At 62.4% G+C, this 24,900-nt stretch carries 30 protein-coding genes; 12 read left to right on the forward strand and 18 right to left on the reverse strand.

The genetic code is table 11. From position 1 onward, the window contains the following. Positions 1-19: 19 nt before the first annotated feature. Entirely contained in the window at positions 20-340 is a 321-nt protein-coding gene (locus tag AC2FNS_RS05930; RefSeq protein WP_005982071.1) for a DUF6280 family protein, read from the reverse strand. 216 nt (positions 341-556) lie between these two features. Here AC2FNS_RS05930 and efp point away from each other — a divergent pair, with 216 nt between their 5' ends. Next, positions 557-1,120: an elongation factor P gene (gene efp, locus AC2FNS_RS05935; RefSeq protein ID WP_490361604.1), complete on the forward strand. Its 564-nt coding sequence runs from the start codon at positions 557-559 to the stop codon at positions 1,118-1,120. Between the two features lie 55 nt (positions 1,121-1,175). Here the strand turns inward: efp and AC2FNS_RS05940 are convergent, their stop codons facing one another. The 6 genes from AC2FNS_RS05940 to AC2FNS_RS05965 all read right to left on the reverse strand — a co-directional run bounded on the left by AC2FNS_RS05940 (position 1,176) and on the right by AC2FNS_RS05965 (position 7,835). After that, entirely contained in the window at positions 1,176-2,120 is a 945-nt protein-coding gene (locus AC2FNS_RS05940; protein ID WP_496711884.1) for an ABC transporter transmembrane domain-containing protein, read from the reverse strand. Positions 2,121-2,226: 106 nt separating this feature from the next. After that, positions 2,227-2,964 carry a CAF17-like 4Fe-4S cluster assembly/insertion protein YgfZ gene (gene ygfZ, locus AC2FNS_RS05945; protein WP_496711883.1) on the reverse strand — a complete coding sequence of 246 codons (738 nt, stop codon included), beginning with the start codon at positions 2,962-2,964 and terminating at the stop codon, positions 2,227-2,229. A gap of 86 nt (positions 2,965-3,050) precedes the next feature. Next, complete coding sequence (locus tag AC2FNS_RS05950; RefSeq protein WP_496803798.1) at positions 3,051-3,824, reverse strand: hypothetical protein; 774 nt, start codon at positions 3,822-3,824, stop codon at positions 3,051-3,053. Positions 3,825-4,024: 200 nt separating this feature from the next. Next, a complete protein-coding gene (locus AC2FNS_RS05955) occupies positions 4,025-4,654 on the reverse strand; it encodes a hypothetical protein (protein WP_496803799.1) in 630 nt (209 codons plus the stop codon). Positions 4,655-4,831: 177 nt separating this feature from the next. Beyond that, complete coding sequence (parE, locus tag AC2FNS_RS05960) at positions 4,832-6,790, reverse strand: DNA topoisomerase IV subunit B (protein ID WP_496688946.1); 1,959 nt, start codon at positions 6,788-6,790, stop codon at positions 4,832-4,834. Positions 6,791-6,956: 166 nt separating this feature from the next. After that, positions 6,957-7,835 (reverse strand): alpha/beta fold hydrolase, encoded by an 879-nt coding sequence (locus AC2FNS_RS05965; RefSeq protein ID WP_496711880.1) that lies wholly within the window; start codon positions 7,833-7,835, stop codon positions 6,957-6,959. A gap of 133 nt (positions 7,836-7,968) precedes the next feature. Between AC2FNS_RS05965 and ppk2 the strand changes: the two genes are divergently transcribed. Both ppk2 and AC2FNS_RS05975 read left to right on the forward strand, forming a co-directional pair. After that, complete coding sequence (gene ppk2, locus AC2FNS_RS05970; protein WP_496711879.1) at positions 7,969-8,898, forward strand: polyphosphate kinase 2; 930 nt, start codon at positions 7,969-7,971, stop codon at positions 8,896-8,898. A 92-nt stretch (positions 8,899-8,990) separates the two neighbouring features. Then, positions 8,991-10,343 (forward strand): MATE family efflux transporter, encoded by a 1,353-nt coding sequence (locus AC2FNS_RS05975; protein WP_496799534.1) that lies wholly within the window; start codon positions 8,991-8,993, stop codon positions 10,341-10,343. Positions 10,344-10,347: 4 nt separating this feature from the next. Here the strand turns inward: AC2FNS_RS05975 and AC2FNS_RS05980 are convergent, their stop codons facing one another. Both AC2FNS_RS05980 and AC2FNS_RS05985 read right to left on the reverse strand, forming a co-directional pair. Continuing rightward, positions 10,348-10,749: a hypothetical protein gene (locus AC2FNS_RS05980; protein ID WP_496680225.1), complete on the reverse strand. Its 402-nt coding sequence runs from the start codon at positions 10,747-10,749 to the stop codon at positions 10,348-10,350. A 13-nt stretch (positions 10,750-10,762) separates the two neighbouring features. Further along, the gene (locus AC2FNS_RS05985) at positions 10,763-11,965 is read right to left on the reverse strand and encodes a pyridoxal phosphate-dependent aminotransferase (protein ID WP_496688940.1); all 1,203 of its coding nucleotides are present in this window, start codon (positions 11,963-11,965) and stop codon (positions 10,763-10,765) included. A gap of 91 nt (positions 11,966-12,056) precedes the next feature. Between AC2FNS_RS05985 and AC2FNS_RS05990 the strand changes: the two genes are divergently transcribed. The 3 genes from AC2FNS_RS05990 to AC2FNS_RS06000 all read left to right on the forward strand — a co-directional run bounded on the left by AC2FNS_RS05990 (position 12,057) and on the right by AC2FNS_RS06000 (position 13,276). Next, positions 12,057-12,446 (forward strand): helix-turn-helix domain-containing protein, encoded by a 390-nt coding sequence (locus tag AC2FNS_RS05990; RefSeq protein WP_496680228.1) that lies wholly within the window; start codon positions 12,057-12,059, stop codon positions 12,444-12,446. Then, on the forward strand, positions 12,443-12,700 hold the full coding sequence (locus AC2FNS_RS05995; protein WP_496680230.1) for a succinate dehydrogenase assembly factor 2: 258 nt from the start codon (positions 12,443-12,445) through the stop codon (positions 12,698-12,700). The genes AC2FNS_RS05990 and AC2FNS_RS05995 overlap by 4 nt, the downstream gene beginning before the upstream one ends. Positions 12,701-12,778: 78 nt before the next feature. After that, positions 12,779-13,276 (forward strand): MarR family winged helix-turn-helix transcriptional regulator, encoded by a 498-nt coding sequence (locus tag AC2FNS_RS06000; protein WP_496688938.1) that lies wholly within the window; start codon positions 12,779-12,781, stop codon positions 13,274-13,276. Here the strand turns inward: AC2FNS_RS06000 and AC2FNS_RS06005 are convergent. Genes AC2FNS_RS06005 through AC2FNS_RS06015 form a run of 3 tightly spaced genes read right to left on the reverse strand, consistent with a single transcriptional unit; the run spans position 13,270 to position 15,118 of the window. Further along, the gene (locus AC2FNS_RS06005; protein ID WP_496688936.1) at positions 13,270-13,995 is read right to left on the reverse strand and encodes a DUF1194 domain-containing protein; all 726 of its coding nucleotides are present in this window, start codon (positions 13,993-13,995) and stop codon (positions 13,270-13,272) included. The two genes, AC2FNS_RS06000 and AC2FNS_RS06005, sit on opposite strands and share 7 nt — an antisense overlap. Further along, positions 13,992-14,693 (reverse strand): DUF1194 domain-containing protein, encoded by a 702-nt coding sequence (locus tag AC2FNS_RS06010; RefSeq protein WP_496680236.1) that lies wholly within the window; start codon positions 14,691-14,693, stop codon positions 13,992-13,994. The genes AC2FNS_RS06005 and AC2FNS_RS06010 overlap by 4 nt, the downstream gene beginning before the upstream one ends. Further along, positions 14,690-15,118 (reverse strand): VOC family protein, encoded by a 429-nt coding sequence (locus AC2FNS_RS06015; protein WP_496711878.1) that lies wholly within the window; start codon positions 15,116-15,118, stop codon positions 14,690-14,692. Before AC2FNS_RS06015 ends, AC2FNS_RS06010 begins: the two co-directional genes overlap by 4 nt. Before the next feature lie 175 nt (positions 15,119-15,293). Here AC2FNS_RS06015 and thyX point away from each other — a divergent pair, with 175 nt between their 5' ends. Beyond that, complete coding sequence (gene thyX / locus AC2FNS_RS06020; protein WP_496688932.1) at positions 15,294-16,205, forward strand: FAD-dependent thymidylate synthase; 912 nt, start codon at positions 15,294-15,296, stop codon at positions 16,203-16,205. A gap of 156 nt (positions 16,206-16,361) precedes the next feature. Here the strand turns inward: thyX and AC2FNS_RS06025 are convergent, their stop codons facing one another. After that, positions 16,362-16,568, reverse strand: a complete 207-nt coding sequence (locus AC2FNS_RS06025) for a cold-shock protein (RefSeq protein WP_496680240.1) — start codon at positions 16,566-16,568, stop codon at positions 16,362-16,364. Between the two features lie 214 nt (positions 16,569-16,782). Between AC2FNS_RS06025 and AC2FNS_RS06030 the strand changes: the two genes are divergently transcribed. Further along, a complete protein-coding gene (locus tag AC2FNS_RS06030; RefSeq protein ID WP_496711877.1) occupies positions 16,783-17,100 on the forward strand; it encodes an ArsC/Spx/MgsR family protein in 318 nt (105 codons plus the stop codon). A gap of 42 nt (positions 17,101-17,142) precedes the next feature. After that, positions 17,143-17,511 (forward strand): hypothetical protein, encoded by a 369-nt coding sequence (locus AC2FNS_RS06035; protein ID WP_496680243.1) that lies wholly within the window; start codon positions 17,143-17,145, stop codon positions 17,509-17,511. A gap of 1 nt (position 17,512) precedes the next feature. Here the strand turns inward: AC2FNS_RS06035 and AC2FNS_RS06040 are convergent, their stop codons facing one another. The 5 genes from AC2FNS_RS06040 to thrS all read right to left on the reverse strand — a co-directional run bounded on the left by AC2FNS_RS06040 (position 17,513) and on the right by thrS (position 22,213). Further along, positions 17,513-18,040 carry a DoxX family protein gene (locus AC2FNS_RS06040; RefSeq protein ID WP_496711876.1) on the reverse strand — a complete coding sequence of 176 codons (528 nt, stop codon included), beginning with the start codon at positions 18,038-18,040 and terminating at the stop codon, positions 17,513-17,515. Continuing rightward, entirely contained in the window at positions 18,037-18,801 is a 765-nt protein-coding gene (locus AC2FNS_RS06045; RefSeq protein ID WP_496797383.1) for an HvfC/BufC family peptide modification chaperone, read from the reverse strand. The genes AC2FNS_RS06040 and AC2FNS_RS06045 overlap by 4 nt, the downstream gene beginning before the upstream one ends. Beyond that, positions 18,798-19,652, reverse strand: coding sequence for an MNIO family bufferin maturase (gene bufB, locus AC2FNS_RS06050; RefSeq protein ID WP_496680320.1), 855 nt, complete (start codon positions 19,650-19,652; stop codon positions 18,798-18,800). The genes AC2FNS_RS06045 and bufB overlap by 4 nt, the downstream gene beginning before the upstream one ends. Positions 19,653-19,729: 77 nt before the next feature. Continuing rightward, on the reverse strand, positions 19,730-20,032 hold the full coding sequence (locus AC2FNS_RS06055) for a BufA1 family periplasmic bufferin-type metallophore (protein ID WP_496680247.1): 303 nt from the start codon (positions 20,030-20,032) through the stop codon (positions 19,730-19,732). A 222-nt stretch (positions 20,033-20,254) separates the two neighbouring features. Beyond that, positions 20,255-22,213 carry a threonine--tRNA ligase gene (gene thrS, locus AC2FNS_RS06060; RefSeq protein ID WP_496711874.1) on the reverse strand — a complete coding sequence of 653 codons (1,959 nt, stop codon included), beginning with the start codon at positions 22,211-22,213 and terminating at the stop codon, positions 20,255-20,257. Between the two features lie 220 nt (positions 22,214-22,433). Here thrS and AC2FNS_RS06065 point away from each other — a divergent pair, with 220 nt between their 5' ends. The 3 genes from AC2FNS_RS06065 to AC2FNS_RS06075 are packed head-to-tail and all read left to right on the forward strand — an operon-like array spanning position 22,434 to position 24,836. After that, positions 22,434-23,183 carry an alpha/beta fold hydrolase gene (locus AC2FNS_RS06065; RefSeq protein WP_496797382.1) on the forward strand — a complete coding sequence of 250 codons (750 nt, stop codon included), beginning with the start codon at positions 22,434-22,436 and terminating at the stop codon, positions 23,181-23,183. Further along, positions 23,183-24,175, forward strand: a complete 993-nt coding sequence (locus tag AC2FNS_RS06070; RefSeq protein ID WP_496711872.1) for an alpha/beta hydrolase — start codon at positions 23,183-23,185, stop codon at positions 24,173-24,175. Before AC2FNS_RS06065 ends, AC2FNS_RS06070 begins: the two co-directional genes overlap by 1 nt. Positions 24,176-24,221: 46 nt before the next feature. Continuing rightward, entirely contained in the window at positions 24,222-24,836 is a 615-nt protein-coding gene (locus AC2FNS_RS06075) for a hypothetical protein (protein WP_496711892.1), read from the forward strand. The last annotated feature ends 64 nt before the right edge of the window (positions 24,837-24,900 follow it).

Here is a 24,900-nt window from a genome sequence, read left to right on the forward strand (position 1 = left end):
TTTGAGATACCGCAAAGCCTCAGGCGGCTTCGGCCTGCTGTGCAGCGTTGCGACGCTCGCTTTCTTCGCGCGACAGGGCAACCGAGGTCCGCACACCGCGGCCCACGAATTCCATCAGGCCTTTGACGACACGTTCGTTCGGGTCGATACCGGCACAGGTCAGCACCTCACGACCATCGCGCGAGCGGGCCCAGCGGGCAATCTGTTCCGGGCCGTTGCCGTATTTCTTGTCATCGGCAATGGCGTCGTCCAGGGCAGCCAGTACAACAGCCGCGAAAAGTTTGCGGGCACGGTTGCCTTGTTCATTGTTAAAGGCGGTGCCGTCAACGAAATCTCTCATCTCGTCTTCCTTGTTCTTGCTCTTGTAATTTTCGGCGTGGCGGTCCTTATGACCGATTTAGTGCGATTCGGATACACCTATTTTGCATGGTTGCGTTGCGTCATTTGCATAGCTCTCTGCGGGTGCAGCACTAGGTTTCGTTGTCTTGCATGGAATGTTCCCGCCAGATATAGGGACGGCAACGAACGCATCAACCTTGTGTGAAGGATTTATCTCATGCCCAAGATCAACGGGAACGAAATTCGTCCGGGCAACGTGCTGGAGCACAACGGCGGCCTGTGGGCAGCGGTCAAGGTCGAGCATGTCAAACCCGGCAAGGGCGGCGCCTTTGCTCAGGTCGAACTGCGCAACCTGCGCAACGGCACCAAGCTGAACGAACGGTTCCGCTCGGCGGACAAGGTCGAGCGGGTGCGGCTGGAACAGAAGGACCAGCAATTCCTGTACGAGAACGACGGCATGCTGGTATTCATGGATGCCGAAACCTATGAACAGATTGAATTGCCTGCCGATTTGCTGGGCGAGCGCCGGCCGTTTCTACAGGACGGCATGACCATCGTCGTCGAATTTTATGAAAACGAGGCGTTGAACGCGACGCTGCCGCAAAAGGTCACTTGCAAGGTCGTCGAGACCGAGCCGGTCGTCAAGGGCCAGACAGCGGCGAACTCGTTCAAGCCGGCGGTTCTGGACAATGGCGTCAAGGTCATGGTTCCGCCCTTTATCGCGCAGGACGAGATGATCGTGGTGAATACCGAAACCATGGAATATTCCGAGCGCGCGTAACGTCGCGTCACGGATACGGATCAGGGCCGCGCCGGAAGACCCGGGGCGGCCTGTTTCATGCCCGTGCATCGGGCTGGCTGTATCGCTCGCGGTCGGGGCCGAACAGTTCCAGCATCAGTTCGAATTTGATGCGATTGGCGCTGACCTGCCGATAGAAGGCGATCAGGAACGCGGTGGGGCCCTGGATGCGGGCCAGCCCGCTGGTGGCCGCCACCACGGTGCCCACGTCGGTTTTTCCGTTCAGGACAAGCCACCCCCCCAGCATCAGTACGGCCACCGTACCTGCGCCGTTGATCACGCTCAGGGCAAATTTGGCGGACAGTTTCCACAAAAACATGCGGCGCCGCGTCTCATAGATGGCGTCGAACTGGTCGTGGATGTCCTGGGTGACCCGTTGCAGGTCGTCGCTGGTCAGATGGTCGGTGGCGTTTCGCAGGATGCGCACCCGCTCGGCGACGAAGCGGTTTACCTTGCGTTGGGAAATCAGCACGATGGCGATCTGCGGTGCGATCATCGACAAGGCGATCAGACCCAGCCAGGGCTGGGTGGACGAAATGTAGGCGATCACACTGACCAATGTGCCGATCTGCACGACCGGATCGGTGAAGGCGCCGCCGGCAAATTTGCCAAGCTCTTCGGCCTCGGCGGAAATGGCCGTTGTCAGCGTGCCTTTCCCGACATCCTCGTCGGCCTCGTCAACATCTTTTGCGCGCGCCAGAAGCAATCGGCGGATCCGGCGGATCATGTCCTCGCCCAGCGTGCCAGCGCGATATCCAAGCAACCATTTCAGGGCGAGGCTCAGCAGGATGACGCCCATCATGCCGGCACTCATCCAGATCAGTTGGGCCTTTTCGACCGCATCCGAGGTCAGGTGGTTGATGATGTCACGCTGAAATTCCAGCGGCGCAGCGGCCAGCGCAGCAACTGCAAGAGACAGCAGGATCAGTATGACCTGCCGCTTGGCGCTGGCGCGCCAGATGGTTGCGTACAGTCTCAGCATCCCTCGGCCCGTTCAATTCGTGCCTGCCTGTTCTACTCCGGGTACCGCACCGGAGGAATGCCCTGCGCAAGCCCCGTGCAGGGTCGTGCCGGTTGAGCAACAGAGGTCAGTCGATCAGCCACAGCCGCGCATCCGCGGCCTGCATGTCCGCGCCTGCGCGGTCCAGCCGCAGATGAGCGATGGCCTTGCCCCGCGATTGAGTGAACAGGGTGCCCGCCGGTTTGCCTTCGGACGTGATCTGAGTGCCGACCGGGGCGGCGCCTTCGATTCCAACCACCTGCAATCCCTTGCGCAGCTGGGTCTTGTGCTTCATGCGGGCGGTGACTTCCTGTCCGACATAGCAGCCTTTTTTGAAATCCACCCCGTGCAGCCGCTCGAACCCGGCCTCGAGGATATAGGTGTCGGGTGTCAGTTCGATCCCGCTTTCGGGAATGCAATGGGCGACTCGGATCGCGTCCCAGTCGGTTCCGTCATCGGCCTCGGCGGCGGGCGAATAGGCGCGCCATCCCAAATCCGGATGACGCGGGTCGGACAGGGCGCCTTGGGGCGCCGGGCCGGTTCCGCGCTGCAGATGCAGGTCGGTTTCGCCGATCGTCACGTCCGCGCGCAGTTTGTACATGCTCAGCCGTTTGATCAGCATGTCTGCCAGATCCTCGGCCACGTCCAGCAGCACGCCGTCGCCATCGCGTTTCAGGAAAAAGTCCGCGATGTATTTTCCCTGCGGCGTCAGCAACGCGGCATAGACCAGCCCGTTGTCCAGCCCGCGGATGTCATTGGTGACCAGACCTTGCAGAAAGCTGTCGGTATCCGCGCCGGTCAGGCGCACAATGCGGCGGGTGCTCATCTTTGGGTCCTCGTGCAATCGGTGCGGCTGTTCATATAAGCGAATGGACCGGCAAGGCCAGAGGTTTCGCTACGGGGCGCATGCGGTCAGGCACCCAGGCTGCTGCGCAGCTCGACCACCGATTTTCCAAGACGGAACGGGGCGGCAAAACTGACAAGGCACAGCGCGATGATCTGCAGAACCAGAATATGCGCGTTGGCCTGCAGGTATTCCCATTCATCCTTCAGCTTCCCCACCTGTTCGATCAGGTCGTCATAGCTTTGGGCCAGAATGATGTAGTCGCCGGCGATTGCCGGAACCTTGCGGCGCATGTTGTCGATCGCCTCCTGAGTTTTGTCGTCAAGCGTGGTAAAGACGAGGAACTGCTCGATGTCGAAGGCATCGGCCCGGTCGGCCTTTTCGTGCATCTCGTCCATCTGCGCGCGGCTGCGACCGCCCAGCAGGAAATGCAGGCCCTGCAGTGGCGCGACCTCGTTGGTGACCGCGATGAACAGGGGCAGGTCGGCATTGTTGGCGGTCGAGGCCGACAGGAACTCGACCTTTTCGCACAGCACGGCGGTGTCGGGGTCATAGGCCGGGTCGCAGAAGCGCAGCCGGAACCGCGCGGCGTCGCGGTCAAAGGCCCGAGAGGCGGCATAGGCCACGTCGATCTGCCGATCCAGGCGCGAACTGTCGGCGGTATAGAGCCCCGCCAGCACCGCCACCAGCGCGCCCAGCCCGCCCAGCACGACCCAGACCAGATCGGCCAGCTTCCACGCCCGGTGTCCGGCGGGTTTGCGGAACAGAAAGGCGGTGCCCACCAGCCCGGCGGCAAAGAACAGCAACAGCAACAGAAGCTGGTGGTCAGTGATGAAACTCATGCCGGGAGTTTAAGGGGTCGGGGAGCGCAGGCAATGGGGCTCACGAAGATGTAGGGTGGGGTGATTTGGGGGCCGGGCACTCCCATCGGCAGCGCGGGGTTTGTGGTCGAGGTAGGGTGGGGTTTTACCCCACCGTTGCGAGGTGATTTGTCGGAGGGGAGGTGGGTTGGAAGCCCACCCTACGGGTTGCTACCCTACGGTTAGCTTGGTTTGAACAATGCAACGATGGCGGCGCAAGCAATCACCGCCGTCAACCAAACCAGCCTTCTGTTATGTTTGACTTGGTCGTTGTGACGTTGTTGTTCCACCTCGAACTGGGCAATTGTCCTGAGTGACTGGGGTTCCACTCGATAGCTTGAGTTGTCGTTCAGCGAAAGGTCGTTGGAGTCTACAAGTGATTTCAAGATAAGTTCAAACCGTGCAAATGCACTCGTAAACGCCGGGTGGCCCAACGCTCGTTGGCCGTGGATACGCTGGAACAAGTCCCAAGCGCTGATTCCTCCGTCTCCCAGAAAATTCAACGGGTCGTCCTCGACACCTCCGAGATATACTTCGACGAGCTCTTTTAGAACTTCAATTCTATCACTGCGAAAGCGAAGTCTGGAATTGAACCTTTTCTGCGACCACCATTCTTTCAGCAGAACGCGATATCGCAAGAGCGTAAATAGACCCCAAAAATAATCTACAGCACCATCATATCGGGTTCGAAGCTGCCGAAAATGGTGAGTTATCTCCAGCGTCATGTTTTGAAGCTCGGAAATTTCTAGTTCGACTTCTTCCTCGTAGCGCTGACCATTCCAACGAAGTCCGCTAATTGAAGATTGGGTCATATCTAACACAAAAACATCCTGAGGCTGTTCTGCCTCCGACTTCAAAACAACTGAGAAAAAGTTGATGTTTGGCCAATTCTCCCGCTCTAGCGAAAACCTCTGGGGTGTCGGTTTCCGAAGAGCGCTACGGATCGCACACCTTTTTAATATTGAATTCATAGGCTTATCGCTTGCGGATCAAACATCCAACTCCTCCACGAACCGCGCGTTCTCCTGGATGTACTGGAACCGCAGTTCGGGTTTCTTGCCCATCAGGCGCTCGACCAGGTCTCCGGTCTCGCCGGGTTCGTCCTCGTCGATGGTCACGCGGATCAGTTTGCGCGACTTGGGGTCCATCGTGGTCTCTTTCAGGTCCTTGGCGTCCATCTCGCCCAGACCCTTGAAGCGGCTGACGTCGATCTTGCCCTTGCCGCCCAGGCCTTTCTCCAGCCACATGTCGCGTTCGGCCTCGTCCAGGCAATAGACGCGCTTGGCGCCCTGGGTCAGGCGGTAAAGCGGCGGGCAGGCCAGGTACAGGTGGCCCGCGTCGATCATCGGGCGCATCTGGGTGAAGAAGAAGGTCATCAACAGCGAGGCGATATGCGCGCCGTCCACGTCGGCGTCGGTCATGATGATGACCTTGTCATAGCGCAGATCGTCCAGGTTGAACTTGCTGCCCAGCCCGACGCCCAGCGCCTGCGTCAGGTCGTTGATCTCGGCGTTCGAGCCCAGTTTCGAGCTGGCCGCGCCCAGCACGTTCAGGATCTTCCCGCGTAGGGGCAGCAGGGCCTGGGTCTTGCGGTCGCGGGCCATCTTGGCCGAACCACCGGCCGAGTCGCCCTCGACGATGAACAACTCGGTGCCCTCGCGGTTGGTGGCCGAGCAATCGACCAGCTTGCCGGGCAGGCGCAGTTTCTTGGTGGCGGTCTTGCGGGCGGTTTCCTTTTCCTGCCGGCGGCGCAGGCGTTCCTCGGCCCGCAGGATCAGGAAGTCGAGGATGGCGCCGGCCGATTTGGTGTCGGCGGCCAGCCAGTTGTCGAAATGGTCGCGGACCGAGTTTTCGACCAGCCGCTGCGCCTCGACCGTGGCGAGGCGGTCCTTGGTCTGGCCGACGAATTCCGGCTCGCGAATGAAGCACGAGACCAGCGCGCAGCCCCCGGTGATGAGGTCTTCGCGGGTGATCTGGGCGGCCTTCTTGTTGTTGATCAGCTCGCCGTAAGCCTTGATGCCCTTGAGGATCGCGGCCCAGAAGCCGGCGACATGGGTGCCGCCCTCGGGCGTCGGCACGGTGTTGCAGTAGGACTGGATGAACCCGTCGCGCGAGGGCGTCCAGTTGATCGCCCATTCGACCTTGCCGGGGGTGCCGAACTTCTCGTTGAAATCGACGGTTCCGGCGAAGGGCTGGTCGGCATAGGTCGAGGAGCCGTTCATCGTCTCCTTGAGGTAGTCCGACAGGCCGCCGGGGAAGTGGAAGGTGGCCTCGGTGGGGGTTTCGCCGTCGTCGATGGCGGATTTCCAGCGAATCTCGACGCCCGAGAACAGGTAGGCCTTGGAGCGGATCGACTTGAACAGGCGCGCGGGTTTGAACCGGTGGTGGCCGAAGATCTGGTCGTCGGCGTGGAAGGTGACGGTGGTGCCGCGCCGGTTGGGGGCGGCGCCGACTTTCTCGACCGGGCCCAGCGGGATGCCGCGCGAGAATCGCTGTTCATACAGTTCCTTGTTGCGGGCCACCTGCACGACCATCGAATCCGACAGCGCGTTGACCACCGAGGCGCCCACGCCGTGCAGGCCGCCCGAGGTCTGGTAGGCCTTGCCCGAGAACTTGCCGCCCGCGTGCAGGGTGCAGAGGATCACCTCGAGCGCGGATTTGTCGGGGAATTTCGGGTGCGGGTCGATCGGGATGCCGCGGCCGTTGTCGCGGATGGTGACCGCGTAATCCTCGTGCAGTTCCACCTCGATCCGGTTGGCGTGGCCGGCGACGGCTTCGTCCATCGAGTTGTCGAGGATCTCGGCCACCATGTGGTGCAGCGCCCGTTCGTCGGTGCCGCCGATATACATGCCCGGTCGCTTGCGGACGGGCTCCAAACCTTCGAGGACCTCGATCGAGGAGGCGTCGTAGGTGGTGGCGGATTCGGGCGTCAACAGGTCGTCGGGCATGGGGGCTGCTCTTGTTCTTGGGTTTGGGCCCATTATGGCAGGTGATGTGGGTCTGGGAAAGAGGGGGGCGAGGTGTTGTGGGTAAAGTCGGGGGCGGGCGTTGTGCGAGCGAGGGGCGCTGCCCCTCGCGCTCCCCGGGATATTTGAGGCCAGATGAAGGGTCGGGTCAGGTCTTGTCGGCCCAGTCGAGGATGGCTTGCGCGACCTTCTGGGGGTGCTGGTGGTGCAGCCAGTGGTCGGCGCCGGGGATGGTGACGCGGGTGAGGTCGGGGGCGAAATCCTCGAGCCCTTCGGTGGTTTCCGGCAGCAGGGCCTTGTCCTCGGGGCCCCAGATCAGCAGGTGCGGGCAGGTTACGCGCAGCCGCTCGGTCGGCAGTTGCGGTGGGTCGGCCAGCGGCTTGCCGGGGTCGGCGACCTGCAGGGGCGAGGCGCGGTACCAGTTCAGCATGGCGTCGAGGCGGCCGGGGCGGGCCCATTCCGTGCGATAGGATTGCATCTGGTCGGGCGTCAGCCAGTCGGTGCCCATGCCGTGCCGGAAGAACTGTTCGAGTTTGGCGAAATTGTCCGCGGACAGCCAGTCGGCCGAGTTGGGTGCGCGGAGCTGGTTGATGTATTGCGAGGCTTGGGATTGCGCGCCGCCCTTGGCCATCTCGCGCTGGAAGGGGTAGGGGTGGACGCCATTGGCGATGATCAGGCGGCTGACGAGTCCAGGGCGGAACATTGCGAGGCCGTATGCCACCGAGGCGCCCCAGTCGTGGCCCAGAACGGTGATCGGCGCGCCGATCTGTTCGATCAGGGCGGCCATGTCCGAGACGAGCTGTGAGAGGACGTAATGCTCGGTGCCTTCGGGCGCCCAGCTTTGGCCATAGCCGCGCTGGTCGGGGGCGATGCAGTGGAAATGGTCCGCCAGGTGCGGGGCAAGGTCGGACCAGGCACCCCCGTATTCCGGGAAGCCGTGCAGCATCAGCAATGGTGGAAGGTCTGCATTGCCCCAGCGACGGACGAAGAACGGCTGGCCGTTCAGGTCGAGATATTCGGTTTTCATGCACAATTCCTGGGTGATGCCGCTCGGCACAGCATTTTCGGACCTGAGAGCGAAGTCAACTTGATACGGATCAACGCGAAAAAGATGCAAATTTGCTAGGTGTTTCGGTGAACAGCAAAACCGGAGTGATCGCATGGATGCAGTGACCCAGCAGAAACCGAACTCAACGCCCGAGGCCGCCGCGGCCAAGCCAAAGGCGGATCCGGAGGCGCCGACCCGCGAAAAGATCCGGCAGGCTTTCGAAAGCGGCGAATACCCCTATCGCACCAAGCTGTCCCGCTCGGTCTATGAAAAGCAAAAGGCCCAATTGCAGGCCGAGTTGCTGAAGGTGCAGCTGTGGGCGCAGGAGACCGGGCAGAAGTTCGTTCTGCTGTTCGAGGGTCGTGATGCCGCCGGAAAGGGCGGCACGATCAAGCGGTTCATGGAGCATCTGAACCCACGTCAGGCCCGCGTGGTCGCGCTGAACAAACCGACCTGGGAGGAGAAGGGCCAGTGGTATTATCAGCGCTACATTCAGGAATTGCCCACCGTCGGCGAAATGGTGTTCTATGATCGATCCTGGTACAACCGGGCTGGAGTCGAGCGGGTGATGGGGTTCTGCACCCCCAACGAATACCTCGAGTTCATGCGCCAGACGCCCGAGTTGGAGCGCATGTTGGTGCGGTCCGGGATCCAATTTTACAAGTATTGGTTCTCGGTCACGCGGGACGAACAGCTTCGCCGTTTCAAGAGCCGCGAGACCGACCCGCTGAAGCAGTGGAAGCTGTCGCCCATCGACAAGGCCAGTCTGGACAAATGGGACGACTACACCGAGGCGAAAGAGGCAATGTTCTTCTATACCGACACCGCCGACGCGCCCTGGACCATCGTCAAGTCGAACGACAAGAAACGCGCCCGGCTGAACTGCATGCGGCATTTCCTGTCGACGCTGGATTATCCGGACAAGGATCATGACGTCGTGGGCCAGCCCGATCCGTTGATCGTGGGTCAGGCGCATCATGTGGTCCACCGGTCGGATCACATCCTGGGCACGGCCCTGCATCCTGATGCCCGGGCGAGCTGATCGGCGGGCAGCTGGTCTCGGATCGAGATTTTCCAGATGAGCCCTTGCCCCGTGTCGGGGCCGGGCATAAGGCTGGCGGGATGAGCAAGGTGATGACTTATCCTGCCCATGTCCGGGCGATTGCGGTGCTGGGGCTGCCCTTGATCGGTGGTCATCTGGCCCAGTTTGCCATCGGCCTGACCGATACGATCATGTTGGGCCGGTACGATGTCGAGGCGCTGGCCGCGGTGACGCTGGCCGGCAGTTTCTATTTCGTGCTGTTCCTGTTCGGGGGCGGATTCGGCTTGGCGGTGATGCCGATGGTTGCCACCTCGGCTGCCGAGGAGGATGAAACCAGCATTCGCCGCAGCACCCGCATGGGTCTGTGGTTGTCGCTGCTGTATGGCATGCTGGTGATGCCGCTGCTGTGGTGGTCCTACCCGATTCTGATCGCCACGGATCAGGATCCGCAAGTGGCGCAGACCGCGTCCGAGTATCTGCGGGTCGCGGGCTGGGGTCTGTTTCCGGCGCTGGTGGTGATGGTGCTGAAATCCTATCTGGCCGCGCTCGAGCGCACGCAGATCGTGCTGTGGATCACCGTCGCGGCGGCAGTGGTCAACGGCCTGACCAACTATGCGCTGATCTTCGGCAACTGGGGCGCGCCGGAACTGGGCGTGATGGGGGCGGCGATCGCTTCGGTGGTGACGCAGACCGTGTCCCTGGTGGCGGTCATCATCTACGCGGTCAAGGTCCTGCCGGAACACAGTCTGTTCCAGCGGTTCTGGCGCCCGGACTGGGAGATGTTCTTCAGCGTGCTGAAGCTTGGCGTGCCGATTGGTCTGACCCTTCTGGCAGAGGTGTCGCTGTTTGCGACCTCGGCCTTCATGATGGGCTGGATCGGGCAGGTGCCGCTGGCGGCGCATGGGATCGCGCTGAACCTGGCCTCGGCCACCTTTATGGTGCATCTGGGCCTGTCCAACGCGGCGACGATCCGCGCCGGCAATGCGCTGGGCCGCAAGGATCGCGCGCATCTGGAAAAAGGCGCAATCGCGGTCACGGGCATGTCGCTGGTGGTTTCGGTGATGACGATCATCCTGTTCCTGACCTGCGCCGAGCCGCTGATCTCGGTATTCGTCGAATCGGACGACCCGCAGCGCCCGCAGATCCTGGCGATCGGGGCCGGGCTGTTGGCTATGGCCGCGCTGTTCCAACTGGTGGATGGGGCGCAGGTAATCGCGCTGGGCCTGCTGCGCGGGCTGCAGGACGCCAAGGTGCCGATGGTGATGGCCGGGCTCAGCTATTGGGTCGTGGGGATCCCTGCTTCGTACTATTTCGGCTTCATCCGCGGGATGGACGGTATCGGGGTCTGGTTGGGGCTGGTGCTGGGGCTGGCTTCGGCCGCCGTCCTGCTGATGACACGGTTCTGGACGCGCTCGGTCAAGGCGGTGGGCGTGCCGGCCGAATAGCCTCTCAGCTCTTGGGCTGGCGGTCGGCCTTCTTGCGCACCAAGACCGAACGCAAGTCATGCATCGCCAGCAGCAGCCGGTCGGTGACCTGTTCCAACTGGTTGTCAGTCGCCTTGGACTGGGCCCATTGCGCCGTCAGGTTCAGATGGTCGATGGTTCGGTGGATGTCGTCGATGTCACGCTGCGCCAACAGCGCCTTGCGGTCCTCCATCCAGCGGGCGATCTCGGCCTTGTCGGCCTCGGTCAGAGTGCGCTGGCCGTGTGGCTTGACCTCGCCATTGCGGATGTTGACGACCGCGATCTGATCCATCTCGATCCGGCGCTGTCGGTTTTCCGTGTCGATCCGATAGACTGCGGCGCCGTTCTCGCGGACGCGGAAATAGTATTCGGGCAGGGTCGCGGACATGGGGGTCTCGGGGTTATTTCAGGGAAGCGCAGAACCGCTGGATGCGGGTGCAGGCCTCGGTCAAGGCCTCGTCCGAGGTCGCGTAGCTGACGCGGAAATTCGGCGACAGGCCGAAAGCCGCGCCAAACACCACGGCCACATCGGCCTCTTCCAGCAAGGCCGTGGCAAAGGCCTCGTCGCTGTCGATGACCGTCCCGGCGGGCGTGGTCTTGCCGATCAGCCCGGCGATCGAGGGGTAGACGTAGAACGCGCCCTCGGGGGTGGGGCAGGTGATGCCCTCGATCTGGTTCAGCATGTCCACGACCAGATCGCGGCGGCGTTTGAACATCCCGTTATTCGGCGCAAGAAATTCCTGCGTGCCGTTCAGTGCCTCGACCGCGGCCCACTGGCTGATCGAACAGGGGTTCGACGTGGATTGCGACTGGATCTTGCGCATGGCCGCGATCAACTCGACGGGGCCCGCGGCATAGCCGATGCGCCAGCCGGTCATGGCATAGGCCTTGGACACGCCGTTGCAGGTGAGCGTGCGATCATAGAGCCCCGGTTCGACCTGCGCGGGCGTGCAGAACTGAAACCCGTCATAGGCCAGATGTTCGTACATGTCGTCGGACATGACCCAGACATGTGGGTGACGCATCAGAACATCAGTCAGTGCCTTGAGCTCGTCCCACGAATAGCCCGCGCCGGTGGGGTTCGAGGGCGAGTTGAAGATGAACCACTTGGTCTTGGGCGTGATCGCGGCCTCGAGCTGTTCGGCGGTCAGCTTGAAGCGGTTTTCCAGCGTGGTTTCCACCGGCACCGGGGTGCCCCCAGCCAGCAGCACCATGTCGGGATAGCTGACCCAGTAAGGGGCGGGGATGATCACCTCGTCGCCCGGGTTCAGCGTGGCCATCAGCGCGTTGTAGAGCGTCTGCTTGCCGCCCGTGCCGACCGAGACCTGCGCGGGCGTGTAGTCCAGCCCATTGTCGCGCTTGAATTTGGCGCAGATGGCCTGTTTCAACTCGGGGATGCCGTCGGGGGCGGTGTATTTGGTCTTGCCCGCGGCGATGGCGGCGACGGCGGCGTCCTTGATGTTCTGCGGGGTGTCGAAATCGGGCTCGCCCGCGCTCAGGCCGATGACGTCGCGCCCGGCGGCCCGCAACTCGGCGGCCTTGGCCGTCATGGCGATGGTGGGCGAAGGTTTGACGCGCGACAGTGTCGCAGACAGAAAGCTCATGGACGGCCCCGTTTGTATGTTGGTCCCGACTGTCATAGGGTGCGCCCGAAACACGATCAAGCGATATGCATTTGCAGAACTGGAGAGTTTGATGAGCGACGAAACCGACTGGTTCGGACCCGAGGCGGCGACGTTCGGAGATCGTCTGGCCGGCGCACGCGAAGCCGCCGGCATGACCCAAGCCCAACTGGCGCGGCGATTGGGTGTCAAGAAGGCCACCGTGGTCGGGTGGGAAAACGACATGTCCGAGCCGCGGGCCAACAAGCTGTCGATGATGGCGGGCATGTTGAACGTGTCGATCATGTGGTTGCTGACCGGCGAAGGCGAGGGCGCGGGCGTGCCCGATCTTGTAGAAGGAGATGCCGAGCTGGCTCCGCTGGTTGCCGAGCTGCGTGCGATCCGCGGTGAGATGCGCGCCAGTTCCGAGCGGCTAGCGCGGGTGGAAAAGGCCTTGCGTTTGAAGCTGGAGAAAGGCGAATGACCGAAACGCGCGAAACCCGGATCAAACGGATGAAGATGCGGTCGATGCGACGTGGCATCAAAGAGATGGACATCATCCTGCAGGCCTATGCCGAGCGCAATCTGGATGCGATGGACGATGCTGGGCTGGACCGGTACGACGCGCTGTTGCATGAGAACGATCAGGATCTCTATCAGTGGGTCACCGGACAGGTTGCGCCGCCCGCTCCGTTTGAGGATTTGATCTCGGAAATCGCGCAAACCTTTCAAAAATGAGGAAAATCCGGATTTAACCGATTATTCGGGATTTCGCGCCAAAGTTTCGAGAACAGCGCGACTGAATCGGAGGATCGGATGAGTTTGGAAATGCAGGTCTCCGCGCCGGGGGCCAAGGGGTTCATGTCCAGCTATCTGGAGGCGCTGGCCCTGGTCGAACGCCTGCATCGGCTGCTGCTGGATGTCATCAAGGACGAGTTCGAGCGGGTCGGTGTGCTGGAGATCAACGCCGTACAGGCTCTACTGTTGTTCAACATCGGCGATCACGAGGTGACGGCGGGTGAACTCAAAAGCCGCGGCTATTACCAAGGCAGCAATGTCAGCTACAACCTCAAGAAACTGGTCGAGATGGGGTATATGCACCATCAGCGTTGCGAGATCGATCGGCGCTCGGTCCGGGTTCGGCTGACCGAACGCGGGCGCGAGATTCGCGATATCGTGGCCGACCTGTTTGCACGCCACGCGGACGGGCTGCAGAGCAAAGGTGTCTTGGGCGCGGACGGAATCGAAGACATCACCAGCGCGCTGCGCCGGGTTGAGCGGTACTGGACGGACCAGATCCGCTATATCTACTGATCGGTGGCGGGCAGGCCCTGCGACATCACCAGCGCGTCAAGCTCGCGGATCAGCTTACGGGTCATGGCGTCCTCGTAGGCTTCGAACCCCAGCGCCGTTTCTACGAACGCGCCGGGGCCCAGGATGACCCAGGCATTGTAATAGGCTGAAAGCTCTCCGATCTGGACAAAGCGAGCGTCGCCGTTGCCGGGATCGTCGGCGCCGATCACCAAACCGTTGATCGTGAGGCCAGCGCTGCGCAGCGCTGACTTGGCCGTTCGCGGATGTGGGCCGACATTGTGCTTGCCGTCCCCCGACAGATCAAGCGTGCGCTTCCAGCAATCCGCTTGCCCAGCCAGAAGCCCGGCGCCGAACTGCATCGCAGCCCCCACCGCGGTGCCTTGTGGCGCCGACGAGCGGCGGGTGGCTTTCAGGCGTTCGGCGATGGCCTGCAGGTCAGACGAACTGCGCAGAGTGGTCCAGTCGATGAGCACGCGTTGAAAGCTGGTTTCGCTCCATTCGAAGACGGCAAGCCGGATCGGTGTGCTCGGGTCCGACAGGATGAGGTCTTGCACTTCGGGCCGCTGCAGGGCTGCCGCCAGCCCGTCCAGTTGCAATCGGTACTCACGGCTGTCGACCGAGCCCGAAACATCCAGCCCCAGCGCCAGTGCCTGTCGGCATTGGGCGGCAAGCGGGGTCGCGACCAGGCACATCAACAACGCCAGCGCTCGGACGATCATCGGACGGCCCTCTCCAGCGCGCCGATCTGCAGGCTGGTCAACTCGCGCTCCAGTTTGCGGCGCATGGCGCGTTCGAAGTCCTCGAATCCCTGGGCGATTTCCAGAAAGGCTCCGGGGCCGTGCAGGACGTTGTTTTCAAAGAACGGAATCAGGAACAGCTCGCCTTCGAAATCTGCGGCGTTGATGACCAACCCGTTGACCGTGACGTTTTCAAAGGGGAAATGGCGATAGGCGATCTGCGGGCCGTAGCCGTCATTGTTCGATCCGTCCCCCGACAGATCAATGGTCTGGAACAGGCAGGGCGGGGCTTGGCGCATCAAGGTTGCACCGTACCCCAGCGCGTGGCCCATGGCTGTGGCGGACCCGGCATCGGAGCGGGTGGAACGACCGATGCGCCGGGCCACATCGAGCAGATCGGCCCGGGTTTCGATCATCTGCCAGGGCAGGATGACATGCTGCGTGTTTCGCCCGCTCCACTCATAGGCGGCCAAGGCCACGGGCATGGGCGACGAAAAGAACGCCCGTTCAACCTCGGGCGCAACCAGAGCGGCGGCCAAGCCCTGACGCTGCAGCGCGTCCTCGGTTGCATCGACCGATACCGAGATGTCGAGTGCAAGCAGCAGTGCCAGGCGGCATTGCTCGGCCTGAACGGGGCCGGCCAAGGCGGCCAACCCCAGGGCTGTCAACCAGCGGATCACCAGTGGCCGGTGTTTTCCATGCTGACCCAGGGCTCGGCCGGGGGCAGCGGTTCGCCGCTCTGCAACAGTTCGATCGAGATGTTGTCCGGCGAGCGCACAAAGGCCATGCGCCCGTCGCGCGGCGGGCGGTTGATGACGACGCCGTTGTCGGCGAGGTGCTGGCAGGTTTCATAGATATTGTCGACGCCATAGGCGATGTGCCCGAAATGGCGGCTGTCGCTGGGCAGACCATCATCGCCGTCCCAGTTGTAGGTCAGTTCAATCGGTGCGTCCTCCTGCCCCGGAGGCGCCATGAAGATCAACGAGAACCGCCCCTCTTCGCTGTCATAACGGCGGGTTTCCTGCAACCCCAGCAGCTTGTAGAACGCCATGGATTTGTCCAGGTCCTTCACCCGAACCATCGTGTGGAGGTATTTCAGCCCCATCGTGTTTTCCTTTTTTCAAGATGATCTGCGTCAGCTTAGCGCGCTGTCTGTGGGTGTCGAGGGGCGGGCAGGGCTCCATCCGAAAAATGCACAAGGCGCCGTACATATCGCGGTTTCGATGCCAGTGCTGCCGATATATAGTGTTAGACGACTCAATGCTGGAGAGGGAAATTTCATGCCGCTGTCTGCCGAACAACTGGCCGAAATCGAAGAACAACGCGCCCAAACGCAGCCGACCCGTCGAGTCGTGGCGCCCGGCATGGAAGAGCATCTGTACACCGCACACTCGGTTCTGGACCACGGTTTCGTGCGGGTGATCGACTATATGGGCGACGACGCGGCGATCTGCCAGGCGGCGCGGGTCTCGTACGGCAAGGGCACCAAATCGGTGCAGAATGACGAGGGGTTGATCCGCTATCTGATGCGGCACTGGCACTCGACCCCGTTCGAGATGTGCGAGGTCAAGCTGCATGTCAAACTGCCGGTCTTCGTAGCACGACAGTGGATCCGGCACCGCACGGCGAATGTAAATGAATACTCCGCCCGCTATTCGATCCTTGACCGGGAATTCTACATTCCCGCGCCGGATCAATTGGCGGCGCAGTCGGCGGTCAACAATCAGGGCCGGGGAGAGGCGTTGCAGGGTGAAGAAGCTGCCCGCGTGCTGGACATTCTCAAGGCCGACAGCGCCCGCTGCTACGACAATTACGAAGCGATGATCAGCCAGGACGGCCAGCAGGGGCTGGCGCGCGAACTGGCGCGGATGAACCTGCCGGCCAACATCTACACGCAGTGGTACTGGAAGGTGGACTTGCATAACTTGTTCCATTTCCTGCGGTTGCGGGCCGACCCGCATGCGCAATACGAAATCCGGGTCTATGCCGAAACCATGTGCAAAATCGTGGCTGACTGGGTTCCGTTCGCCTACAAGGCGTTCGAGGACTACCGCCTGGGTGCGGTCAACTTGTCAGCGCAGATGGTCGAAGCACTGCGGCGCATGCTGCAAGGTGAGGCGGTGACACAGGAGAACTCGGGCATGACCGCGCGCGAGTGGCGGGAGTTCGAGGCGGTGATCCGCAACACCTAGCCACGCAGCCTGTCTGGGCAACGTCATGACCGCTTCTCAAACAGCCGACCCGGTCAAAAACCGGCACAGGGGATAGGGGGCGGTAGGGGAGCGGTCAACGGCCCGCAAATTGGCCGTCGACCTTGTTTCAGGGCGCCGCCCGGACGGGCGGACCGATTACATGGGCTTCAAATCACCCGCCATTTGGCGGCCGTCGCGTCCGTCCTGCAACTCGTACGAGACTTTCTGATTGTCGGCGAGTCCGGTCAGGCCGGATCGTTCTACGGCCGAGATATGAACAAACACATCCTTGCCACCCTCATCAGGGGCAATAAAACCATAGCCTTTGGTCGTATTGAACCACTTCACGGTGCCGGTAGGCATAATTCCGTGTCTCCTTCTCCTTGCGCGTCACCCTGCAAAATGACAGGGCATAGTCAAAGCGACCACCAATCGACGCAGTTCCGAGCGAACGAGACGGCGTAAATTATGTGTTTCGCCTTTTTCAACATTGCACGGTGCGGTAAAAAATCAAGGAATACTGGGCCAGGCACTGCGTTTTGCCCGAAATTGGATCAAAAACCAAAGAGGACCGGCCATGCGCCTTTATGGTCTCAAGACCTGTGACACTTGCCGCAAGGCGTTGAAATCGCTTCCGGATGCCGAGTTTGTAGATGTGCGCTCGCAAGGCGTGCCGGCCGATGTACTGGCGCGGGCATTTGCGCGTTTCGGCGACACCTTGCTCAACACCCGTTCAACGACCTGGCGCGGATTGGACGCGACCGCGCGCGCGCGTCCGGTTCTGGAACTGCTGGCTGACCACCCCACGCTGATGAAGCGGCCGCTGATCGAAAACGGGGCCGAGATGTATCTGGGCTGGACCCCGCAGACCCAAGCCGGCCTTGGCATTGTCTGAAAGGGTGCCTATCTGTCACGACGCAACAGCAAGGAAGACAGCATGCGAAACGCAGCCATGATCCTGGGGGTCATCGCCGGGCTGGTCGGAATGATCGTCGGGTTTTTCGGATACGGGTTCGTCGAATTGGTGGATCGCTATGGCGAGATTGAAGGTCTGGCCGAGCAGGTGGAGAACCCGGAACTGATCAAGACGGCCTCGATCTTTGCGCCGATGCTGGCGATTGCCGGGGGCGCGATGGCGCACGCCCGGGCTTTGGTGGCGGGGGTCTTGCTGCTGATTTCCGCGGCGGGAATGTACTACGCCTTTGGCTTTGGCGTGTTCACCATGTTCCCGATTGCCTTCGCCGGCGTCGCGGGGCTGCTTGGGATCGCCGCGGGCAAGCCGGACGAACCCAAGGCGCATTTCTAGGTCATTTCAGGCGCAGAACCCGATCGAGCGAGAGCGGGCCCGCGCCGTTGATCACGATAACCACGAACAGGAAGGTCCACATAACCCGCTGATCCATCAGGGTGATGGTGTTGTCGAACAGACTGCCCAGCTTGACCCCATGCCCGGTGACATCGGTGAATGTCTGCACCCAGACGAACCCGATCATGCCCAGGGCGGCAAGGCGAGTGAACAGCCCCACCAGCAGCAATGCTGGCAGGATGAACTCGGCCCACGTGCCGGCGACGGCAACGGGCCAGGTAAAGAACCCAAGCTGCGAGCTGTCATAGCCGACGGCCTCCATCGCCTTGGGGAAGATCTGCACATAGGCCCCGTCCGAAGGGAAAAGGAACCCAAAAAAGCCGCTGCCCAGCTTGGTCATGGCCGAGTTCCAGTAATAGACCAGAAGAACCGCAGCAAAGGTCAGCCGCGCCACTGTCGGCGTCAGCCAGTTCGAGGCGTGGTCCAGCTTACCGAATGCGGAATTGTGCAGAGAAATCAGGGCAGTCATGTTTCCGGCCTTTCGATGGTGACAGAAGTGATCGCATTGCCCTGCAGCAGCAGTGCCAGGGTGGCACCCAGGTCGAATGCGGGCGTCCGAGCGGTGGTTGCCTCGAAGGCCTGGCCAATGGTCCGGCCGGCCTGAATGGCGGTGATCCAGTCGAGCCCGCCGGGGGGCAGCAGGTGCGGCGACGGGTCGAATTCAGGGCGCGTGATCAGCACGTCCTGCGCACCGGGCTCGGGCGTTGGCGCGCCGTCTTCGGTGTTGAACAACCAGATGGCGTAAATGGGCCAGTCGGACCGGATCAGCTGCATGGCCGGGGCAATGCCCAGCCGGGCCTGCATCAAGTCCTGAGGCGGCAGGGTGGCCAGCACGTCGGGCGCGATCGGCTGGCTGTCGGCGGCGTGGTACGACCGGCGCAGGGCGAGCTCCAGCCGCGCCACGTCAGGCAGATAGCCCAGATGCGCCAGTTGCTTGGTGTCGGCGAGAAATTCGGGGAAGCTCTCGCCATAGAACATCATCAGCGGGGAGGTCGGCGGGTGCTGACGCAGATAGATCCCGGCCAGACCGTCCATGTTCTGCGGACCCAGCAGCTTGGTTATGACCGGAAATGCCTGGTGCATTGCTTCGGTCAGCGACACGGCTACGTTGTTGCGATAGACGCTGAAGCGGCGTCCGGCGGGGCGGGCCTGGTAGTCCAGCAACCCGTCGGGCACGGGGGCTGCCGGGTCCAGCAAGGCCGCCCGGAATTCCGATTGCGAAACGCTCATGCCGGGATCCGGTCCAGCGCGGATTGCGCGCGTTCAGCCTCGGCGCGCAGGGTGGGCCAGTCGGGCACGTCATTGTCCCATTCGATCAGCACGGGTTTGGGGCCTGATTGGTCGAGCACATAATCCAGCAAAGCCCAAACCGGGTCGACGACGGCGCGGCCGTGGCTGTCGATCAGCAGGGGTTGCCCATGGTCGTCCTCGTCCTCGTCGTGGCCACCCAGGTGGATCTCGCCAACCTGGTCCACAGGGTAGGCGTCGATATAGGCCTGCGGGCTGTAATTCAGATTGGTGGCCGAGACGAAAACATTGTTGACGTCCAGCAGCAGGCCACATCCGGTCCGGCGTGCGACCTCGCGCAAGAAGTCGGGTTCAGACCACGTGCTTTCGGCAAAAGCGAGATAGCTGGACGGGTTTTCCAGCAGCATCTGCCGGCCCACCGTCTCTTGTACCTGATCGATATGATCGCAGATGCGCGCCAGTGTGGCGTCTGTATAGGGCAGGGGCAGCAGATCGTTCAGGAACTGGCTGTCATGGGTGGACCATGCCAGATGTTCTGAAAAGCTGGCCGGGTTCAGCCAGCCCACAAGGTGTTTCAATCGGTCCAGGTGCTCGGCGTCCAGCGGTCCTTCGCCGCCGATCGACAGGCCCACGCCATGCACCGAGATGGGAAACCGTTCGGCAAGGTGACGCAGTTGCGCCAGGGGGCGACCGCCGTCGCCCATGTAGTTTTCGGCGTGAATTTCCAGCCAGCCGACTGGACCGGGCTGCGCCAGAAGGTCGGCAAAGTGCTGAGGCTTGTAGCCAACACCGGGCGCGGCGGGCAAATGGTTTACTTTACGGGCGTCATCCAACAAGGGCCTGATCCTTTCCGGCAAAAAAGAGGGCGGGCAATTTGAAAACGCCCGCCCTTGTAAACCGTCAGGCAGTCTTATGCGGGCAGGTCACGCTCGAGCGGTTCCAGTGAGCCCTTGCGGGGTGTTCCGTCCGCAGCTTTGGGCAGTTCGATATCGGTGCAGGTGCCTGCATCGACCAGCGTCCAGGCATTGCCCTGGTAATCGACGGTCGAGGTGCCGGCGCAAGTGGTGCCCGGACCAGCGGCACAGTCATTCTGACCGGCCTTCGAGATGCCATAGCACTTTTCCTTGGCCTGTGCGGCTGCGGTGGTGGCAGTGCCGGCAACGGCTGCTGCAACGGCGCTTGCGATTACGAGGGTTTTGGCGGTGTTCGACATCTCAGGTAATCCTTTTCGTGATTGCGTATGTCTGCTTGTGACATTGACAAAGGTAACGGCTGACACCTCTCTGTTGAATTCACGAGCCCGTGTCTCACGGCTGTGTCAGGGAACGTTAATGCCCCTTGCAAGTTAACGCACTGTAATAAATTAGGAAATCCATAAATGTTTCAGTCCGGCCCCGTGCTGGGGGCCGGATTTTCTGCAAGGCGGAGCCGATTGTTACAGAAGATCGGGCGGCGTGGCCGCGCGCGCCAGCTCTTTTGTTACATCCTCGAGCGACTGGACACGGGTCTGCTTCTCGCCCAGGCGGCGGACGCTGACGGTACGCTCTTCGACCTCGCGGTGGCCCACGGCCAGGATCACCGGGACCTTGCCGACCGAATGCTCGCGGACCTTGTAGTTGATCTTCTCGTTGCGGATGTCGGCCTCGGCGCGGACACCGGCGGCCTTGAGCGCGTCCACCACCTCGTGCACGTAGTCGTCGGCCTCGGAGGTGATCGAGGCGACAACGACCTGCCGGGGCGCCAGCCAGAAGGGCAGCTTGCCGGCGTGTTCCTCGATCAGGATGCCGATGAACCGTTCGAACGAGCCCAGCGTCGCGCGGTGCAGCATGACCGGGCGGTGTTTGGCGCCGTCGGCGCCGATATAGGTGGCGTCCAGCCGCTCGGGCAGCACGAAATCGACCTGGAAGGTGCCGCACTGCCAGTCGCGGCCGATGGCGTCGGTCAGGACGAATTCCAGTTTCGGACCATAGAAGGCGCCTTCGCCGGGGTTCAACTCGGGTTCGATCCCGGCTGCGCGGGTGGCGGACAGAAGCGCCTCTTCGGCCTTGTCCCAGACTTCGTCCGAGCCGGCGCGGGTTTCGGGGCGGTCCGAGAATTTCACCGAGAAGTTCTCGAAGCCCAGGTCCTTGTAGATCACGCTGAGGAAGCGGATGAACTCGGCGGTCTCGGATTCGATCTGGTCCTCGGTGGCGAAGATATGCGCGTCGTCCTGCGTGAAGCCGCGCACGCGCATGATGCCGTGCAGGGCGCCCGAGGGTTCATACCGGTTGCACGAGCCGAACTCGGCCATGCGCAGCGGCAGGTCGCGATATGATTTCAGACCCTGCTTGAAGATTTCCACGTGGCAGGGACAGTTCATCGGTTTGAGCGCGTTCACGGCCTTTTCGCGGGCGTGTTCCTCGTCGACTTCGACGATGAACATGTTCTCCTGGTACTTGTCCCAGTGGCCCGAGCGTTCCCACAGCTTACGGTCGACCACCTGCGGGGTGTTGACCTCGACATAGCCGCCGCGGCGTTGCTGGCGGCGCATGTAGTCCTGCAACTGGGTGTAGATCGTCCAGCCGTTGGGGTGCCAGAAGATCTGGCCCGGGGCCTCTTCCTGCATGTGGAACAGGTCCATCTCGCGGCCCAGCTTGCGGTGGTCGCGTTTGGCGGCCTCTTCCAGCATGTGCAGGTGCGCCTTGAGCTTTTCCTTGCCGGTGAAGGCCACGCCATAGATACGCTGCAGCATCGGGCGGTTGCTGTCGCCGCGCCAGTAGGCGCCGGCGATGGACATCAGCTTGAACGCGTCGCCGGGCAGTTGGCCGGTATGCTGCAGGTGCGGGCCGCGGCAGAGATCCTGCCAGTGGCCGTGCCAGTACATGCGCACCGGCTCGTCACCGGGGATCGCCTCGACCAGCTCCACCTTGTAGGGCTCGTTGTTGGCCTTGTAGAATTCGATGGCGCGCTCGCGCTCCCAGATCTCGGTGGTCACGGGGTCGCGCTTGTTGATGATCTCTTTCATCTTTTTCTCGATGAGGCCGAGATCTTCGGGTGTGAACGGCTCTTCGCGGTCGAAGTCGTAGTACCAGCCGTTTTCGATGACCGGGCCGATGGTGACCTTGGTCGCGGGCCAGATTTCCTGCACCGCGCGGGCCATCACGTGGGCAAAGTCGTGGCGGATCAGTTCGTTGGCCTGGGCCTCGTCCTTCATCGTGTGGATGGCGATTTCGGCATCCTGTTCGATGGGCCACTGCAGGTCCCAGTGCTGGCCGTTGACGGTGGCCGAGATGGCCTTTTTCGCCAGCGAGGTGGAGATGTCGGCAGCGACCTCGGCCGGCGTGACGCCTGCCGCGTAGGATCGGGAATTGCCATCTGGGAAGATAAGAGAGACGGATTTTGAATCCAGGGCCATGATCTGGCTCTCCTCGTCGGTTTGGCGCCCACAGAACGCCCGGTTGCGGGTTATGGTGTCGGGCCCGTGTGGCAGGTGGTGGTGTCTGTGTCAAGGGTGAGGGGCGAGGGGCGCTGCCCCTCGCGCTCCCCGGGATATTTGAGGCCAGATGAAGAGGGGGGCGGGGAATTGCACTTGGGCGCGGCGCGTGCATGATGCTGGAAAAGCAAGTGAGGGTTTCATGGCAGCGACGACATTTCTGGAAACGCCGCAGGGGCGGCGGCTGGCCTATCACAAGAGCGAAGGGGTGGGGCCCACGGTCGTTTTTCTGGGTGGTCTGAAGTCGGACATGGAGGGCACCAAGGCGGTGCATCTGGAGGACTGGGCGCGGGCGCGTGGGCAGGCCTATCTGCGGTTCGACTACTCCGGGCATGGCGAAAGTTCCGGCCGGTTCGAGGAGGGCTGTATCGGGGATTGGCACGAGGACACGGTTGCGGCGGTTTCAGCGCTGACCAAGGGGCCACTGATCGTAGTGGGTTCGTCCATGGGCGGGTGGCAGGCGCTATTGCTGGCCAAGGCCATGCCCGAGCGGATCGCCGGCATGGTCACGATCGCGGCGGCGCCGGATTTCACCGAGGACGGTTATTGGGCCTCGTTCAGCGACGAACAGAAACAGGCGCTGGAGACGGTGGGGCATGTTGAGTTGCCCTCGGATTACATGGAGCCCTACATCATCACCAAGCGGATGATCGAGGATGGCCGGACGCGGCTGGTGTTGCGGTCGCCATTGAACCTGCCGTTTCCGGTGCGGTTCCTGCAGGGCACGGCTGATACGGCGGTTTCGGTCGACACCGCTGTACTGTTGCTCGACCATGCCAGCGGGCCGGACATGCGGCTGTTGCTGGTCAAGGATGCGGATCACCGGTTCTCGGACGGGCCGTGCCTGGGGCTGATCGAGGATGCGGTTCGCGACGTGATGGGGGCCAGTTGATGTGGCGGCTGGGGCGGTTTCTCGGGCGGGCCTTGCTGGCGTTGGTGGTGGTCGGCGGGCTGATCTACTGGTTCGGCCCGCGCGAAGAGGTAGATCTGCACCCGCGGTTCGATCCGCGCAAGTTCGGCGAGGGGGTTCAGGTCTATTTCGAAAGCATCGAGTCCGCCTATGACGACATCGTGCCGGGTGTCGAAAAGCGAGTCATCTGGCAGGACGGATTCAAGGAACGGCGCACGCCTTATTCGGTGCTCTATGTGCACGGGTTCTCGGCCTCGTCCGAGGAAATCCGCCCGGTGCCCGACAGGATCGCCGACGCGCTGGGGGCCAATCTGGTCTATACGCGCCTGCAGGGGCACGGGCGCGGGTCGGATGCGATGGCCGAGGGGACGGCCTCGGGCTGGATGCGGGACATGGCCGAAGGTCTGGCCGCCGCCCGCGCCGTGGGCGAGGAGGTCATCGTGATCTCGACCTCGACCGGGGGGACCCTGGCGGCAGCCGCGGCGTTGGACCCCGAGCTGAGCAAGGACGTGGTCGGGATGGTGTTCATATCGCCCAATTTCGGGGTGCAGGCGGCCGGATCCTGGATACCGTCACTGCCTTGGGCGCGCAGTTGGCTGCCGTTGCTGATGGGGGAAACCCGCGACGTGTCGGGCGACGATGCCGAACGGAACACGTACTGGACGTTGGTCTATCCGTGGGAGGCCGTGGTACCGATGTCGGTGCTGGTCGACCGGGTGCGGGCGCTGGATTTCTCCAGGGCGTTGGTGCCGGCGCTGTTCTGGTTTTCGGATGAGGACAAGATCGTGCGCCCGGACCTAACGCGCAAAGTCGCCGCCGCATGGGGCGTGCCTGCAACCGTGCACACAGTGACAATGGGGCCGGGTGACGACCCTTATTCGCATGTGGTTGCGGGGCGGCTGACCTCGCCCGGGCAGGACGCGGCCACGGTGCAGGGTATTCTGGACTGGCTCGGGGCGCTGGGGGTCGAATAGGCCATTGGCCAGCGGACAGAGGTGGAGAATGCGCAAGCCGGGCAGCATGTGGAGCCTTGAGACGCTGGGCCGGGTGCGGCTGTCGCGGCATTTCTTCTTGCGCGATTTCCTGTATTCCGAAATCGGGAATTTTCACGCCCGGCCGAACATTCCCGAGGATCCCGACCTTGCAATCGAAACGGGGCGGGCGTTGTGCGAAACCTTGCTGGACCCGCTCGAGGAGACCTTTGGCCGGGTTGCCGTGCGCTCGGGCTATCGCTCGCCCTCGCTGAACCGCTTCGGCAACGAGAACAAGCTGAACTGCGCCCGCAACGATCATCCGTTGGAATGCCACATCTGGGACCGGGGACGGGGGGATGCGCGGATCGCGGGGGCGTCGGTAGTGATCCCATGGTTCGCGGACCGGTACGCGCAGGGCCGCGATTGGCGCGATCTGGCGTGGTGGATGCACGATCATCTGGATTATTCCGAGATCTGGTTCTTTCCCAAGCTTTGCGCGTTCAACCTCGTGTGGCGGCCCGTTCCGCTGCGCCGGATCGACAGTTACATCGCTCCGCGCGGCAGCCTGTTGCGGGCCGGAGCGGAGCCGGACGAGCCACCCGACGCACGGCGTGCGCGGTATGCCGATTTCCCGCCGTTCCGGGGTATCTGCTACCCGTGATTTTTGGCCTTGCCCGGCGATGCGCAACCTTTCATCCTGACGAAAACGCCGACGCATTCGGCAG

It is taken from the genome of Ruegeria sp. BHSA191 (assembly GCF_059613325.1).